The organism is Oscillospiraceae bacterium (assembly GCA_022483045.1).
GTDB lineage: Bacteria > Bacillota > Clostridia > Oscillospirales > Acutalibacteraceae > Caproicibacterium.
On the sequence record JAKVOA010000001.1, the window covers coordinates 768,995 to 784,531 of the forward strand.

Sequence of the window (15,537 nt, forward strand, 5' to 3'; positions counted from 1 at the left end):
TTTTAGCAGAAACAGGAGGAAACCATGGGGAAACGAATAGATGGTAAAGCAATTTCGGCAGAAGTACGTGCCCACGTAAAGAAGGAAGTTTGCAGCATGCAGTCCGCCGGCATTGTCCCCGGACTTGCGGTTGTGCTGGTCGGCGACGACCCCGCTTCCCATACTTATGTGCGCAACAAGAAAAAAGCCTGCGCTGAAGTTGGTATGCACAGCGAAGTTTATATGCTGCCTGCCGATACGACGCAGCGGCAGCTGATGGAACTGGTTAAAAAATTAAATGCCAGCCCGGAAATTGATGGCATTTTGGTGCAGCTGCCGCTGCCGGCCGGCCTTGATGAAGATGCGGTCATCAACGCGATTGACCCTACGAAAGATGTCGACGCATTTCACCCGGCAAATGTCGGTCATATTATGATTGGTGACTACAAATTTCTGCCCTGTACGCCGGCCGGTATTATGGAAATGCTGCGCCACGAGCAGATTTCGGTAAAAGGCAAGCGCTGTGTTGTGGTGGGCCGCAGCAATATTGTCGGTAAGCCCATGGCTATGCTTCTGCTTCACGCGAATGGTACGGTTACCATCTGCCACAGCAAAACGCAGGATCTGCCCGCGGTTTGCCGCGAAGCAGATATTCTGGTAGCGGCTGTCGGCAGGCCCAAATTCATTACCCGGGAAATGGTAAAGCCTGGCGCGGTCGTTATCGATGTCGGCATGGACCGCGACGAAAAAGGGAAACTCTGTGGAGATGTGGATTACACAGCAGTAGAGCCGGTAAGCTCTTACATAACGCCGGTTCCGGGCGGTGTCGGCCCCATGACGATTGCCATGCTGCTTCAAAATACATTGACAGCTGCACGCCTGCACCACGGGCTTTGAGCTGCCGAATAACAGGAGATAAAAAGCTATGTCCAAACTTCTGGACCGGATAAATTCCCCGGCAGACCTAAAGAAATTGAGCATGGTGCAGCTGCAGCAGCTTTGCCGGGAGATACGGTCGTATATTATCAGTACGGTTTCTAAAAACGGCGGGCACTTAGCCTCTAATCTGGGCTGCGTAGAGTTAACGGTTGCGCTGCACCGCGTCTTTGGCAGTGTAGATGACGCCATTGTCTGGGATGTTGGGCATCAGTCCTATACGCATAAAATTTTGACCGGCCGTCGGGAACAGTTCCCTACAATCCGCAAAAAAGGCGGCCTTTCCGGTTTTCCAAATCGTCAGGAAAGTCCGTGGGACGCTTTTACGGCCGGGCACAGCAGCACCTCTATTTCGGCGGCTCTGGGCATTGCAGAGGCAAAGCTGCTTTCTGGCAAGCCGGGCCATGTGGTGGCAGTTATCGGTGACGGCGCCTTAACAGGCGGTATGGCGTACGAGGGGCTCAACAATGCCGGCCGTTTTGGCAAAAATTTAATTATTATTTTAAATGACAATAAAATGTCCATTTCCCGCAGCGTGGGTGCTATGGCGCGCTACCTTGCAAAAATCCGTACCAAGCCATCTTACCTAAAAATCAAGTCAAGCGTACAGGATACGCTGCAGCACATTCCGGTGGTGGGCAAGCCTATTTGTGCCGGTATGACAGCTGCAAAGACCATGCTGCGATCGGTGATGTACAACAGCACGTTCTTTGAGGACATGGGCTTTAATTATTACGGCCCTTTTGATGGGCACAATCTGTCGCAGCTGATTGAAGTCTTGGAAAACGCCAAAAATATTGACCATCCGATTCTGCTACATGTCGTTACAGAAAAGGGGAAGGGTTACTCGTATGCTGAGGAAAACCCCGGCGCCTACCACGGCGTTTCCAGTTTCAATATCTTAACCGGTAAATCTGAGTCAAAAGGCGGGGAAAACTATAGCAGTGTTTTTGGCAGCACGCTGTGCAGCCTTGCAGCAGATGACAGACGCATTTGCGCCATTACGGCGTCTATGAAAACCGGCACTGGGCTGGAGGAATTCAGCCGTCGCTTTCCCAAGCGCTTTTTTGACACGGGCATTGCAGAGGAGCATTCCGTTACTTTTGCGGGTGGGCTTGCCAGTCAGGGCATGCTTCCAGTCTTTGCGGTGTACTCCACCTTTCTGCAGCGCGGCTATGATCAGATTATCCATGATGTTGCTATTCAAAGGGTCAAAGTCGTTTTCGGCGTAGACCGTGCCGGAATTGTCGGTGAAGACGGTGAAACCCATCAGGGCATTTTTGATGCCGCCTTTTTAAACACCATTCCCAGTATCACTATTTTTTCTCCCTGCTATTATGATGAATTGATTACAGACCTGCACCGCGCGCTCTATGAAGTCCCGGGCGCAGTAGCTGTGCGCTATCCGCGCGGAGGGGAGCCTTTCCGCCCTGCCAATTTCCGCCATACCAATAGCGGCTACGACTGCTACGGCCCGGCAGATGCACCTTGTGCGGTTGTCACGTACGGCCGCCTGTTTGCCCAGGTCTGTAAAGCACAGACAATGCTTGAAGAAAAGGGAATGCCGTTTGAAATTATCAAATTAAATCAGATAAAGCCGGTTCCGGCTGGTGCTGTAGAAAAAGCCGCCGCCAAAAAGCAGGTCTTTTTCTTTGAGGAAGGCATACAGCAGGGAGGCATTGGTGAGCATTTCCTGTTTTTGCTGTATCAGCAGCATTTCTGTGGTTGCAGCTGTCTTCAGGGAATTCGGAACTTTGTTCCGCATGCAACAGCCATGCAGTGCTTGACTTCACTGGGACTGAATGCAGATGGAATTGCAAAAACAATCATAACGGAGTGGAAAAATTGAGCGATAAAGTTAGATTGGATTGTTTAATGGTCCAGCAGGGCTTTTCAGAAAGCCGCGAAAAAGCGAAAGCGGTCATTATGTCCGGCGATGTATTCATTAACAACCAGCGGTACGATAAGCCCGGTATGATGGTGCCGGCTGCGGCGAAGCTGGATGTGCGCGGAGGTCTGCGCTATGTCAGCCGCGGCGGTCTGAAACTGGAAAAAGCAATGGCTTCTTTTCCAATCGTCCTAAAAGACAAGGTAACTATGGATATAGGCGCCTCTACCGGCGGCTTTACGGACTGTATGCTGCAAAACGGCGCCAAAAAAGTGTATGCCATTGATGTGGGATATGGTCAGCTTGCGTGGAAGCTGCGCACGGACCCGCATGTAGTAAATTTGGAGCGCACCAATGTGCGCTACCTAACGCACGAGCAGGTGCCTGAGGAAGCGGACTTTTTCAGTGTTGATGTCGCTTTTATTTCGCTGAAGCTTGTGCTGCCGGTTGCCCGTGGTTTTTTAAAGGATGGCGGGCAGGCTGTCTGCTTAATTAAACCGCAGTTTGAGGCTGGCCGCGGCAAGGTGGGCAAAAAAGGTGTGGTGCGTGACCCTACAGTGCATCGGGAGGTTATTGAAGAGATCACAACATTCGTTTTGCAAAACGGGTTTTCTATTTTGGGGCTTACCTATTCGCCTGTGCGCGGTCCTGAGGGAAATATTGAGTACCTACTCTATCTGCAAAAATCGAATGCGCCGCAGTCGATTTCGCTCGATATTTCCGCTTTGGTGGAGGAATCCCATAAAGTACTGAACGGTGGTGGAAAGAAATGATTATAGCTCTGCTGCCGAACCTTGAAAAAACGAATGCGCCGCGCTGTACCCGCGAAATCATCAGCCGCCTGCATTCCCTTGGCGCAAAGGTCTACATGCGTGCTTCTGACCGGCAGCAGGCCTATGACGCCGACCGCTGGATTGCCGATTTTAAGGCGCTGCTGTTTTACTGCAATGCAGCCATTGCTGTCGGCGGCGACGGTACCATTATCCATGAGGCACGTCATACGGCGATAGCAGGCAAGCCGATTCTCGGCATCAACACAGGAAGGATTGGCTTTGTCGCTGGGCTTGAACCAAATGAGTTAAGCCTGCTCAAAAATTTGGTCAGCGGCAATTACACCATTGAAAACCGCTTGATGCTGCGTGCGCAGTTTGAGACCGAGGGCTGCAACCGCTGCATTGAAGCACTGAACGACGTGGTGATTGCCCGCGGCACGCGCTCAAAAATCATCGATTTCGAGGTTGGCTTTAACAACAGTGAAATGGCGCATTACCGGGCAGATGGCCTGATTTTTGCTACCCCTACCGGCAGTACGGCCTATTCGCTTTCGGCCGGCGGCCCGGTGCTGGACCCAGCCGTCAGCGGCTTTTTGCTGACGCCGGTTTGTTCGCTGTCGCTTGCCAGCCGCCCTGTTGTCTTTGGGCAGGACGCCTGCCTGACCGTAAAGGCTTTTTCCGATGAAAATGACAAAAACTACCTTACTGTAGACGGCGACGACGCCATTGCCCTAAACGCCGGGCAGACCATTACGGTCAGCCGTTCGCCGTATACAGCACAGTTGATTAAATTAAAGAAAAATCATTTTTATGAAGTCGTAAATAAAAAACTGATAGAGAGGAGGACCTAACCATGAAAGCACGCCGACATGCAAAAATTTTGGAACTCATCAGCCAGTACGATATTGATACACAGGAGGAACTTTTGCGCCGCCTGCGTGACGCCGGCTTTGAAGTGACCCAGGCAACTGTTTCCCGCGATATCAAAGAACTGCGGCTGATTAAAACGCTTTCATCCGAGGGCCAGTATAAATACTCCACAGGAAAAGAGGAAAATAAAGATATTTCCTCTAAGTTTTATTCGCTGCTGCGTGACTCAACAGAGTCTATTACCTGTGCGGGAAATCTGGTCGTTATCAAGACCGTTTCCGGTATGGCGCAGGCAATTTGTGCGGCAATGGATACCATGCATTGGGAAGCCGTGGTTGGTACGCTCGCCGGGGATGACACGATTTTTGTCGCTGTGCGCAGCGAACATTCTGCTCAGCAGTTTGCAGCGGAGCTCACCAGAATGATGGGGTGATTTCTAATGCTGGAAGAGTTATATATTGAAAATATTGCCGTTATTGAAAAGGCAACGATTGATTTCGGTCCGGGCTTCAATGTTCTGACCGGCGAGACCGGTGCCGGTAAATCAATGATTATTGACGCTATTCATGCGGTGCTCGGGCAGCGCACTTCTAAAGAATTGGTACGCGCGGGTGCAAAAGATGCGTTTGTCAGCGCCAGTTTTTCCGGTCTTTCGCCGCAGGTACTGCAGATGCTCGATACTTTGGGCTTTTCCCCGGAGGAAGATGGTACTCTACTTTTGCAGCGCCAAATTAAAGAAGACGGCCACACAGTCTGTCGTGTCGGTGCCCGCCCGGCGCCGGTTGCCGCGCTGAAAAAACTGGCTGCGCTGCTCATCAATATCCACGGCCAGCACGAGAGCTATGGCCTGCTTTCGCCGGAAAACCATTTGCTGTATCTCGACCAGACCGGCGTGCCGCGCACCCTTTTGCAAGCATACCGCAAAGCTTATCAGCACTGGAAAGCCCTGCAAAAAGAGTTTTCTTCCCTGGATATGGATGAAGCGGAAAAAGCGCGGCGGGTGGATTTGCTTTCTTATCAGGCACAGGAATTGGAAGAGGCAAAGATCCGCCCCGGCGAAGTACAGGAGCTGCAGAACAGGCGGCTGCGCATTCGCAGCAGCGGAAAGATTACAGAAGCCCTGCAGAAAGCAGATGCCTCCCTCGGCGGTACAGAAGAAACGCCTGGCGCCTGCGATGCAGTGCAGGAGGCGGCACAGCAGCTTTCCGCTGCTGCGGAAATTGTGCCAGAGTTGTCAGACCTTGCCGGCAGGGTGGAAAGCCTCGGCTATGATTTGCAGGACTGCATGGAGGAAATCCGCGGCCAGAGCGAAGAGTCGTCTTTTGATCCGCAGGAACTGGAAGATATCGAAGCTCGGCTGGACGTGTATTATCATCTATCCTTAAAGTATGGAAAAACCGAAACGGAAATGCTGCAGTTTTTGCAGAACTGCCAGACAGAGCTTTCGACAATTCAGCACAGCGGCGAGCGGCTGGAGCAGCTGCAGAAAGAGACAGCTGCCGCTGAAAAGGAAGTGCGCACACTGGGCAGCAAGCTTTCGGCTGACCGGCGCAGAGCAGCCGCTGCTTTTTCGCGCCAGGTGCGCGCGGAACTTACTTATCTGGATATGCCAGGGGTCGTTTTTGAGGTCGAGCAGAACCCCTGTGAGCCGGGGCCGCGCGGCTGTGATGAGGTGCAGTTCCTGATTTCCGCCAATCCCGGGGAACCTGCCCGCCCGCTTGCAAAGATTGCGTCGGGCGGTGAACTTTCGCGTATTTTGTTGGCAATACAGTCTGTCCTTTCCGGAAAAGACAGCGTGGGCACGCTCATTTTTGACGAAGTGGACACCGGCGTTTCCGGCAGTGCCGCACAGAAAATCGGGCAGAAACTGCGCCAGACCGCGCGCGGCCGGCAGGTGCTGTGTGTGACCCATTTGGCACAAATCGCTGCGCTGGGGGACCGGCAGTACCAGATTGAAAAACATACAGAAAATGGGCGCACTTATACGCAGGTTGCGCTGCTTAACCACGAGGGCCGTTGCCAGGAACTGGCCCGAATGATCGGCGGTACGCAGATTACCCCACTGACTTTGCAGAATGCGGAGGAAATGCTGCGTCTTGCGGCGGAGAAAGCTTGACAGGAACCGCCAAAAGCACTATAATTCGTAGTTGAAAAGCTGTGAAGGGAACCTAAGTAAGCGAAACAGCAAACTGCAGAGAGCTGGCGGCTGGTGTGAGCCGGTGTTTGCTTTCGCCCAAATTACATCCCGGAGCTGCCCGCTGAAAGCATCTGCTGTGTAGGCTGGGCCGTGTGCGCGCGTTACTGCGCAGGGGTATCTTTCGTTATATCGAAATGTACCCGTGAGGCCGCTTTTGTGAGAAAGCGGTAAACTGAGGTGGTACCGCGGAATTTCCGCCCTCTGCAAACAAAAGCAGGGGGCTTTTTTGCGGCCTTCTGCAAATTTTCAGGAGGTATTTTTTATGGGTGTGTACGAAGAACTGAAGGCGCGCGGGCTAATCGCGCAGGTCACGGACGAAGAAGCGGTGCGTGACCTTTTAGACAACCAGAAATGTGCATTTTATATCGGCTTTGACCCCACCGCGGACAGCCTGCATGTCGGCCACTTTGTCACGATTATGACCATGGCCCGCTTGCAAAGGGCCGGCCATACGCCGATTGCGCTGTTTGGCGGCGGCACCGGCATGATCGGCGACCCTTCGGGTAAGACCGATATGCGTAAAATGCTGACCCGTGCAGAAATCGACCACAATGTCGAGTGCTTTCGCAAACAGATGGCGCCGCTGATTGATTTTTCAGAGGGCAAAGCCATTATGGCAAACAATGCCGACTGGCTGCTGGATTTAAATTATGTAGAATTTATGCGGGAAATCGGCGTACATTTTTCTGTAAACCGTATGCTTGCGGCCGAGTGCTACAAACAGCGGCTTGAGCGTGGCCTGACTTTCTTTGAGATGAATTACATGCTGATGCAGGGCTATGACTTCCTGCAGCTCAACCGCCGCTACAACTGTGTACTGGAAGTTGGCGGCGATGACCAGTGGAGCAACATTATCGGCGGCGTCAATCTCATTCGCTGCAAAGAGCAGCGCCCGGCTTATGGTTTGACTTTGGGCCTTCTGACCAATAGTGAGGGCAAAAAAATGGGCAAAACTGAAAAAGGCGCCGTTTGGTTGGACGCTAAAAAGACTACTCCATTTGAGTTTTATCAGTACTGGCGCAACATTGGCGACGGCGACGTTGAGCGCTGCTTAAAGTTTCTGACATTCCTGCCGCTGGAAGAAATCCATGACCTGACGGACTGTGACGGAAGCGCTCTCAATAAAGCAAAAGAAGTGCTTGCCTACGAGGTAACCAAGGCGATTCACGGTAAAGAAGAGGCGGAGAAAGCCCGCGAGGGCGCGCGTGCGTTGTTTGGCGGCGGTGCCCATACCGACAACATGCCTACTTCCACGATTACTGCCGCTGACATGCCGGCGGGTTCCATTGGTGTGCTCGACCTTTTAGCCAAGGTAAAGCTGGTTTCCAGCAAGAGCGAGGGCCGGCGGTTGGTGCAGCAGGGCGGTCTGACAATTAACGATGTCAAGGTAAAAGACCCAGCTGCAGTGCTGACTTCTGCAGATTTTCCAAATGGCGCAGCCGTTATCCGCAAAGGCAAAAAAGTGTACCATAAGGTTTTACTTTCATAAACCTGCCTAAAAATCGAACAGCAGAAGAGCGCAGAAATACGTTGCGGCGACTCTTCTGCTTTTGTTTTGTTCAGATTCTGCACAAATTTTACACAGTTTCTGTTATACTGAAAGATACAGGGGATAAACGAAAGGGGCTGGAACTTTTGCAGAAAGAGAGAAAACAATCGGCGGTTTTGCTGGCGCCGCTGGCGGTCTTTGCGCTGCTGTGCGTCTGCTTTGCCGTGGCCGGGCTGTTTCCATTTGGCAGCCAAACGGTTTCGTGGTGTGATATGAACCACCAAACGGTGCCGCTGCTGATGGACTTCAAAGACATTCTTTCTGGAAAAACAAGCATGCTCTTAAACTTGCAGAATGCAGGCGGCATGAGCTTTTGGGGCGTTTTCTTTTTCTTTCTGTCCAGTCCCTTTACATTCCTTGTCATATTTGTGCCAAAGGCGGAAATGTATCTGTTTATGAATGTGCTGGTGCTGCTGAAAATTCCGCTCTGCTCGGTTACGGCGGCCATCCTTTTCAGGCGGGTCTTTCCCAAGCTGAATGTGCCCCAAATTTCCTGCTTTTCGGCCATGTATTCATGTTCTGGATTTGCTTTGATGTATTACCAGAATATTGTCTGGCTCGACATTGCCTGCCTATTTCCGCTTGTGGTGCTGGGCGTATGGAAGCTGTGCAGAGAAGAAAAACCGGCTGTCTATTTGTTTTCGCTGAGTGCAGTGATTGTGGTCAGCTACTACCTGAGCGCCATGATCCTTTTTTGGCTGGTCATGATTTTCTCACTCTTTTTTTCTTTCCTGGCAAGCCGCCGGCGTCGCAGCAGGCTGGCTCTAAAAATGGCCTTGGCAACTTTGGCAGCGCTTTTGCTCACCGCTGTGGTCTGGCTGCCGTCGCTTTTGCAGTGCACGGTCTCAGGGCGCAGCATCGACCTGGTTTCCAGTCTGAGCAGCGGCAGCATTCTAACTGGCTTTTCTACTACGCTGCCGATCCTTTTCTGTACGTCTGCCGCTGTTGCGGCAGTTCCACTTTTCTTTTTAACACACCGGAAAAACAGTGCGAAACGGACACTGCTTGTTTCTTATTTGCTGCTGCTTCTGCCGCTCTTTGTGGACCCGATCGACCGCATGTGGCATCTTGGCAGCTACCAGGCGTTTCCGGTCCGCTTCGGCTATATTATCACCATGACCGGGCTTCTGCTGGCGGCCGGTTATCTTCATGAGGGGCAGCAGATGCAGCTAGAGTATCCCCCCGAAAAAAGCCGCCCGCTGCCCACACTGGCGCTGGCTGTGCTCACGGCAGCGCTGGCTGTCTGGGCTGCATATCTGCTGCTGAATCCGTCTCTGCATGAGAAACTTTCTCATTATGTCAACAACCTTTGGGGCAGTGACGAGTCTCTGTACTGGGGGCTTGCTTTTGCGCTGCCGGCGGCCGGCATTTTTGTACTGCTGTTCTTGCTTTTTCACCGCCGCCAAATTTCCGTAAAACCGCTGTGTATTCTGCTGTGCGCGCTGACCGCTGTGGAAATCTGCTTTAATATCAATGTCTATATCACACCGGCTGCCAATGACGGTCATACATACAGCAATGCGTTGAATTTGGAAAATAGAATCGAAGATCATTCCCTGTATCGGGTAAAGACCGACAGCCTTTATTTCGATACCAACCTGATGGGTGCCCTCGGCTACCCGACACTGGATCACTACACTTCGCTGACAGATGGCACCTACATGGATACCCTGCAGAAAATGGGCTATTCTTCTCACTGGATGGAGAGCCACTCCAGCGGCGGCACCGTGTTGACCGATGCGCTGTTGGCACAGAAATACAGCATTGTCAGAGCGGGAGAAACAAATGGCCGCATAGCAGTTTACCAGAATGCGCAGTATTCGATTGTAAAGCAGCCGTACACACTGCCGTTTGGGTTTGTCACGCAAAAACTAGGCAGCACTCTGCAGGAGGGAGACCGCTTTGGCGTGCAGAATACTCTGTACCAAACTTTTTTTGGCAGGACCGATTCCATTCTAACCCGCTACGAGCCGAAAAGTATGGATTTTGCGCAAATACAGAAATCCACAGACGGCAGCGTGCGCGTTTCCGGATCTTCATACAGCAGCATTGTGTATCACATTTTGGTGACGAAAAAAACGGCCCTTTATTTTGATTGCTATACCAAGGCTTCACGTGATTTACAGAATGCAAACGACAATGCTTTCAGCCTTACCGTAAATAACCAGTCGATACGCCAGACCTACCCGACCTCTGATGACAACGGCCTTGTCAGCCTCGGCACCTTTGAAAATCAGATTGTCGACATTCGGGTGGATGTGCTGCATTCGGTAAACTGCCGTTCTTTTGGCGTAGCAGGTATTGATATTGAAAAACTTCAGAATGCTCTGCAAAGCCAGCCTGCGGTGCAGCTTTCCGCAAAAGGCAACTGCCTTTCCGGTACAGTTTCTTCGGGAGGCGGGTGGCTGGTGCTGCCAATGCGCGGCGGCAGCGGCTTTACTGCTACAGTCAATGGAAAAGCGGCGCAGGTTTCACAGGCCGCTGGCATGTTTCTTGCCGTCAAACTGCAAAAAGGCGAGAATCAAATTGCTGTGCGCTATCGGCCGCCCGGCCTTGTAGCGGGTGCTGTCTGCAGCCTTTTGGGTATCCTTGCTGTATTCTTCCTGCTGTATCAGAAAAAATGGCAGAAACACCTGGGTGTATTGGAAACCCCTGTCTATATTCTATTCGAAATCTTTGCGGCAGCTCTCGGCATTCTGCTGTATCTTTACCCAGTTGCTGTTTATGTCATGTGGAACTTGGAAAAACTGATGTAGGAAAGCGGATGCGGCGTTTTGCAGGACAGCGTTTCCTGCTTTGCACAGCGGACGCTCCATCTGTTGTTCTCCGTAAACCGGAAAAGGAAAATTCATTATGAAAACACTTGCTTTGGCAGCCGCGGCGGCTGCCGAACGGCCGCGTTTTGTGCTGTTGGACCTTATTCGCGGTGCAACGGTTTTGAGTATGATTTTGTATCACACCATATGGGATCTCGTCCATCTGTTTGGTGTGCAGTGGCAGTGGTTCTACGGCGGCGGCGCAGCTTTTTGGCAGCAGAGCATTTGCTGGACCTTCATTTTCCTTTCTGGGTTTTGCTGGCCTTTTGGGCACAAGCCGCTTCGGCGGGGATTAACAGTCTTTGCGGCCGGCCTGCTTATCACGCTGGCAACGCTGCTGTTTATGCCGAAAGACCGCATTGTATTTGGCATTTTAACCTTTATCGGCTCTGCAATGCTGCTGATGATTCCACTCGAAAAACTGTTTCGGCGGGTTCCTGCCGCCGCAGGTGCGGTGGGCAGTATGCTGCTTTTTTTGGTGTTTCTTCCGCTGAACCACGGCTATGTCGGCTTTGGGGGCTGGAATTTTTCTCTGCCGCAGGTGCTGTATCACGGCGGCTTGGCTACTTACCTGGGATTTTTGGATAAAAACTTTTTTTCTACCGATTATTTTTCGCTGTTCCCGTGGCTGTTTTTATTTGCAGCCGGGTATTTTTGCTGCCGGATTTGGCGCACTTCTGGAAAAATGCCCGGCGGGCCGAAAATTCCTACCCTCAGCTTTTTGGGAAGGCATTCTCTCGGCATTTATGTGCTTCATCAGCCGCTCGTCTTTTTCATTCTTGCGCTGCTTTTCGGCAGAATGCCTTTGTAATCGGCGGCGCGGCGGCGTATGCCTACAAAAGGGAAAGGGAATAGAACCTTGACAGCACAGGAAGGCGTTTTTGCAGTTTTAAAATCATAAAAATGCAGATTATAAAGTTTTCTCTTGCATTTTTGCCGTCAAGGCTTTAAACTTGTTACCGGGAGTGAGTAATGATATGAATGACAGTTTAACAACACGAATCCAAGAAAAAATGGGTAGCTTCTCAAAAGGGCAGCGCCTAATCGCTAAATATATAATGGAGCACTATGACAAAGTTGCTTTTATGACAGCTTCCCGTTTGGGTACGACCGTGGGGGTCAGTGAATCTACAGTTGTACGCTTTGCTACTGAGATCGGTTATGACGGCTACCCTGAGCTGCAGCGCGCCATGCAGGAAATGATCCGCAGCAAGCTGACAATTCTGCAGCGTATGGAGGTTACCCGCGAGCGCGTTGGCAAAAGCGATATCCTCGACTCAGTCCTGAGCCAGGACAGCGATGTCATTCGACGCACCATGGAGTACACTTCACATGAAGCTTTTTACAAAGCGGCGGATACAATCCTCGCCGCGCGCAAAGTCTATATTTTGGGTGCGCGCAGCTGCCAGGCATTGGCTTCTTTTTTGGCGTACTATCTGGGGCTGTTGCTGGAAGATGTCATTTTGGTACAGGCAACCAGTGAAGCGGAAATCTTTCAGCAGATGATTCATATCAACAGTCAGGACGTTGTCATTGTTTTAAGCTTTCCGCGCTATTCCCGCAAGGCGACCAAAGCCATGCAGTTTGCCCATATCTGCGGTGCAAAAGGCATCGCCATTACCGACACAGCGGCTTCGCCGCTTGCAAAATATGCCGACTATGCACTTTTGGCCCGCAGTGATATTGCGGCAATTGTCGATTCGCTTGTAGCGCCGCTCAGCCTGATCGATGCGTTGGTTGTTACGCTTTCGCTGAAGAAAGAAAAGACAATGGACCCGACTTTTGAGCGCCTTGAGGCTATTTGGGACGAGTACCATGTCTATGAAACAGTAGAAAATTCCGAAAAGGATGACAGTAAAAATGCAAAATCCTGATGTCATTGTTGTCGGGGCAGGCGCGGCCGGTTTAATGGCCGCCGGCACGGCAGCACACCGCGGCCTGCAGGTTTGGCTGGTCGAAAAGAATACCCAGCCGGGCAAAAAGCTTGCGATTACCGGCAAGGGCCGCTGCAATCTGACCAATAACTGCACGGTACAGGAATTCTTAGAAAATGTGCCGACTAACCCCCGCTTTCTCTATGGCGCGCTCAGCCGTTTTGCGCCGGCAGACACGATGGCCTTTTTCGAGGGACTTGGGGTTCCGCTCAAAACCGAGCGCGGCCGGCGCGTTTTTCCGCAGTCTGACAAAGCTGCAGATATAGTAAAGGCACTGTCCGGCTGGGCTTTGGGCAGCGGTGTATCGATGGTGCGCGGCAGTGTCAGCCGCGTGCTGACCCGTGCCGGCCGTGCGGCCGGCGTACAGCTTTCAGACGGCCGCCGCATAGAGGCAAAACAGGTTGTCCTTTGCTGCGGCGGTTCCTCTTACCCGGCAACCGGCTCCAATGGATCCGGCTGCTGGCTTGCGGCGCAGGCGGGGCATAGCGTTACGCCGCTGCGGCCATCCCTGGTTCCGCTGAACTGCGCAGGGGAGGAGTGCCGCAAAATGATGGGCCTTTCCCTGCGGAACGTTTCCTGTACCTTTTACGACTGCACTGCAAAAAAAGAAGTGTACCAGGACTTCGGCGAAATGCTCTTTACCCATTTCGGCGTTTCCGGGCCGATTATTCTAAGCGCCAGCACCCGCCTGCGGAACATGGCGGTGGGCCGCTATCGGCTGGATATCGACTTAAAGCCGGCGCTCTCACCGGAAAAACTGGATGCCCGCCTGCTGCGCGATATTTCACAGCATCCGGCTCGTGCCTTTTCCAATGCGCTCGTATCGCTGCTGCCACATAAGCTGATTCCAGTTGCGGTTAAGCGTAGCGAGATTTCCCCGCTGACCCGCTGCTGCGACATTACACGTGAAGAGCGCCTTGCCCTTGGCGCCCTGCTCAAAAAGTTTTCGTTTACGATTACGGGCTTTCGCCCGATTGAGGAAGCCATTGTCACCAGCGGCGGCGTTGCCGTACGGGAAGTGGACCCCAAAACCATGCAGTCTAAAAAAGTACCCGGACTTTTTATTGCCGGTGAAATGCTGGATGTAGATGCCTATACGGGCGGCTACAACTTGCAGATTGCTTTTGCGACCGGCCGCGCGGCCGGTGACAATGTGCAGGCGATATAGTGGAAAAATAAGCGGGCAGACTTTGCCTTTTTCAGATATTTGTAGTATACTAAAATATTGCATACGCAGGTATTTTAATCTTTTTATCGGAGGCCTCTATTCATGATCCAGATTGCCATTGATGGTCCAGCTGGGGCGGGCAAAAGCACGATAGCACGAAAGGTAGCCGCAGAGATCGGTTTCCTTTACGTAGATACCGGTGCACTTTACCGCGCGCTGGGCCTGTTTGCTCTGCAGCGGGACGCCGCGCCTGACGATGTGGCTGCGGTAACTGCTTTGCTGCCGCAGATACACCTTTCTCTGCAGTTCGAAAACGGTGCACAAAAGGTTTTTCTGCAGGGAGAAGATGTTTCAGAGCAGATTCGTACTCCAGAAGTCAGCCGGGCCTCCTCTTTGGTTTCGGCTATTCCGCAGGTGCGTACCTTTTTGTTTGACCTGCAGAAGCAGCTAGCCGAGCAGAACAATGTGATTATGGACGGCCGCGATATTGGTACTGTTGTTTTGCCAGACGCACAGCTCAAAATCTTTCTTACCGCTTCCCCGGAAGACCGTGCGCAGCGCCGGTTTCAAGAGATGCAGCAAAAGGGTCAGCCGGCGGATTATGCCCGCGTCTTAGCAGATATCCGCAGACGTGACGAGCAGGATACCCACCGTGCAGTGGCACCCCTAAAAGCGGCGATGGATGCGCTGAAAGTTGACACGACCGGCAATACATTGGAAGAAAGTGTAGCTCTGCTGCGAAATTTGATTCGCGAAAAACTGGGAGTCTGAGTACGGGAAAGGACAGCATCTGCAATGAAAATGACACCTCTTTACCGGTTTGCAAAAATTGTTCCCTCATGGTTTGCGCGCCCTATCGTGCCAAACCGCGTGCGTGGAAAAGAAAATATCCCGAAAAAGGGTGCGGCAATTCTATGTATTAACCACATGCGCAATTCGGACCCGGTCCGTATTTTCCTTTCCTGTCACCGGCAGGTTTTTTTCCTCGGCAAACAGGAATTGTTTCAGAATAAATTTCTTGCCTGGGTGCTGCGCAATGTCGGCGTCATTCCCATTCAGCGCGGCCGCGGAGATGTTGGTGCAATCAACAGTGCTGGAAAGCATCTGGAGTCCGGTGATCTGCTGGGGGTGTTTATCGAGGGTACCCGCAGCAAAGATGGCTCTCTCGGCAAACCAAAGGCTGGCGCGGCCATGCTTTCGTGGCGCTACCACGTGCCGGTGATTCCCTGCTGCATTACCGCAAAAGATGGACATCTGCCGCAGTCTTTTGAAAAATGCTGCGTGACTTATGGCAAGCCTCTTACGCCAGAGGAACTTGGTCTGCTGGAAGGGAAAGGCAGCGAGTTCCGCGAAGCAAGCCGCATGATTATGGAGAAGATAGCCGAGATACGCGAAGCTGATGTAAAGGCTTTTGAAAAGTGAAGCAG

Annotated in this window: 13 protein-coding genes and 1 other annotated feature; all 13 genes read left to right on the forward strand. The window is 52.1% G+C overall.

All coding sequences use genetic code 11. The features are described from left to right. Positions 1-24 precede the first annotated feature (24 nt). The 13 genes from folD (at position 25) to LKE53_03775 (ending at position 15,532) form a co-directional block, all read left to right on the forward strand. Positions 25-876 (forward strand): bifunctional methylenetetrahydrofolate dehydrogenase/methenyltetrahydrofolate cyclohydrolase FolD, encoded by an 852-nt coding sequence (folD, locus tag LKE53_03715; protein ID MCH3971867.1) that lies wholly within the window; start codon positions 25-27, stop codon positions 874-876. Between the two features lie 28 nt (positions 877-904). Then, on the forward strand, positions 905-2,764 hold the full coding sequence (gene dxs, locus LKE53_03720; protein MCH3971868.1) for a 1-deoxy-D-xylulose-5-phosphate synthase: 1,860 nt from the start codon (positions 905-907) through the stop codon (positions 2,762-2,764). After that, positions 2,761-3,576: a TlyA family RNA methyltransferase gene (locus LKE53_03725; protein MCH3971869.1), complete on the forward strand. Its 816-nt coding sequence runs from the start codon at positions 2,761-2,763 to the stop codon at positions 3,574-3,576. Before dxs ends, LKE53_03725 begins: the two co-directional genes overlap by 4 nt. Further along, the gene (locus LKE53_03730) at positions 3,573-4,427 is read left to right on the forward strand and encodes an NAD(+)/NADH kinase (protein ID MCH3971870.1); all 855 of its coding nucleotides are present in this window, start codon (positions 3,573-3,575) and stop codon (positions 4,425-4,427) included. The genes LKE53_03725 and LKE53_03730 overlap by 4 nt, the downstream gene beginning before the upstream one ends. A gap of 2 nt (positions 4,428-4,429) precedes the next feature. Further along, positions 4,430-4,879, forward strand: a complete 450-nt coding sequence (locus LKE53_03735; protein MCH3971871.1) for an arginine repressor — start codon at positions 4,430-4,432, stop codon at positions 4,877-4,879. A gap of 6 nt (positions 4,880-4,885) precedes the next feature. Then, a complete protein-coding gene (gene recN / locus LKE53_03740) occupies positions 4,886-6,562 on the forward strand; it encodes a DNA repair protein RecN (protein MCH3971872.1) in 1,677 nt (558 codons plus the stop codon). A 32-nt stretch (positions 6,563-6,594) separates the two neighbouring features. Next, positions 6,595-6,848 (forward strand) — a binding site (T-box leader). A 57-nt stretch (positions 6,849-6,905) separates the two neighbouring features. After that, entirely contained in the window at positions 6,906-8,132 is a 1,227-nt protein-coding gene (gene tyrS, locus LKE53_03745; GenBank protein ID MCH3971873.1) for a tyrosine--tRNA ligase, read from the forward strand. Between the two features lie 146 nt (positions 8,133-8,278). Next, complete coding sequence (locus tag LKE53_03750) at positions 8,279-10,948, forward strand: YfhO family protein (GenBank protein ID MCH3971874.1); 2,670 nt, start codon at positions 8,279-8,281, stop codon at positions 10,946-10,948. A gap of 97 nt (positions 10,949-11,045) precedes the next feature. Then, complete coding sequence (locus LKE53_03755) at positions 11,046-11,819, forward strand: DUF1624 domain-containing protein (GenBank protein MCH3971875.1); 774 nt, start codon at positions 11,046-11,048, stop codon at positions 11,817-11,819. Between the two features lie 166 nt (positions 11,820-11,985). Beyond that, positions 11,986-12,882, forward strand: coding sequence for a MurR/RpiR family transcriptional regulator (locus LKE53_03760; GenBank protein ID MCH3971876.1), 897 nt, complete (start codon positions 11,986-11,988; stop codon positions 12,880-12,882). Further along, entirely contained in the window at positions 12,869-14,110 is a 1,242-nt protein-coding gene (locus tag LKE53_03765; GenBank protein MCH3971877.1) for an NAD(P)/FAD-dependent oxidoreductase, read from the forward strand. The genes LKE53_03760 and LKE53_03765 overlap by 14 nt, the downstream gene beginning before the upstream one ends. Positions 14,111-14,212: 102 nt before the next feature. Then, positions 14,213-14,881, forward strand: a complete 669-nt coding sequence (gene cmk / locus LKE53_03770) for a (d)CMP kinase (GenBank protein ID MCH3971878.1) — start codon at positions 14,213-14,215, stop codon at positions 14,879-14,881. A 24-nt stretch (positions 14,882-14,905) separates the two neighbouring features. Then, positions 14,906-15,532 carry a 1-acyl-sn-glycerol-3-phosphate acyltransferase gene (locus LKE53_03775; protein ID MCH3971879.1) on the forward strand — a complete coding sequence of 209 codons (627 nt, stop codon included), beginning with the start codon at positions 14,906-14,908 and terminating at the stop codon, positions 15,530-15,532. The last annotated feature ends 5 nt before the right edge of the window (positions 15,533-15,537 follow it).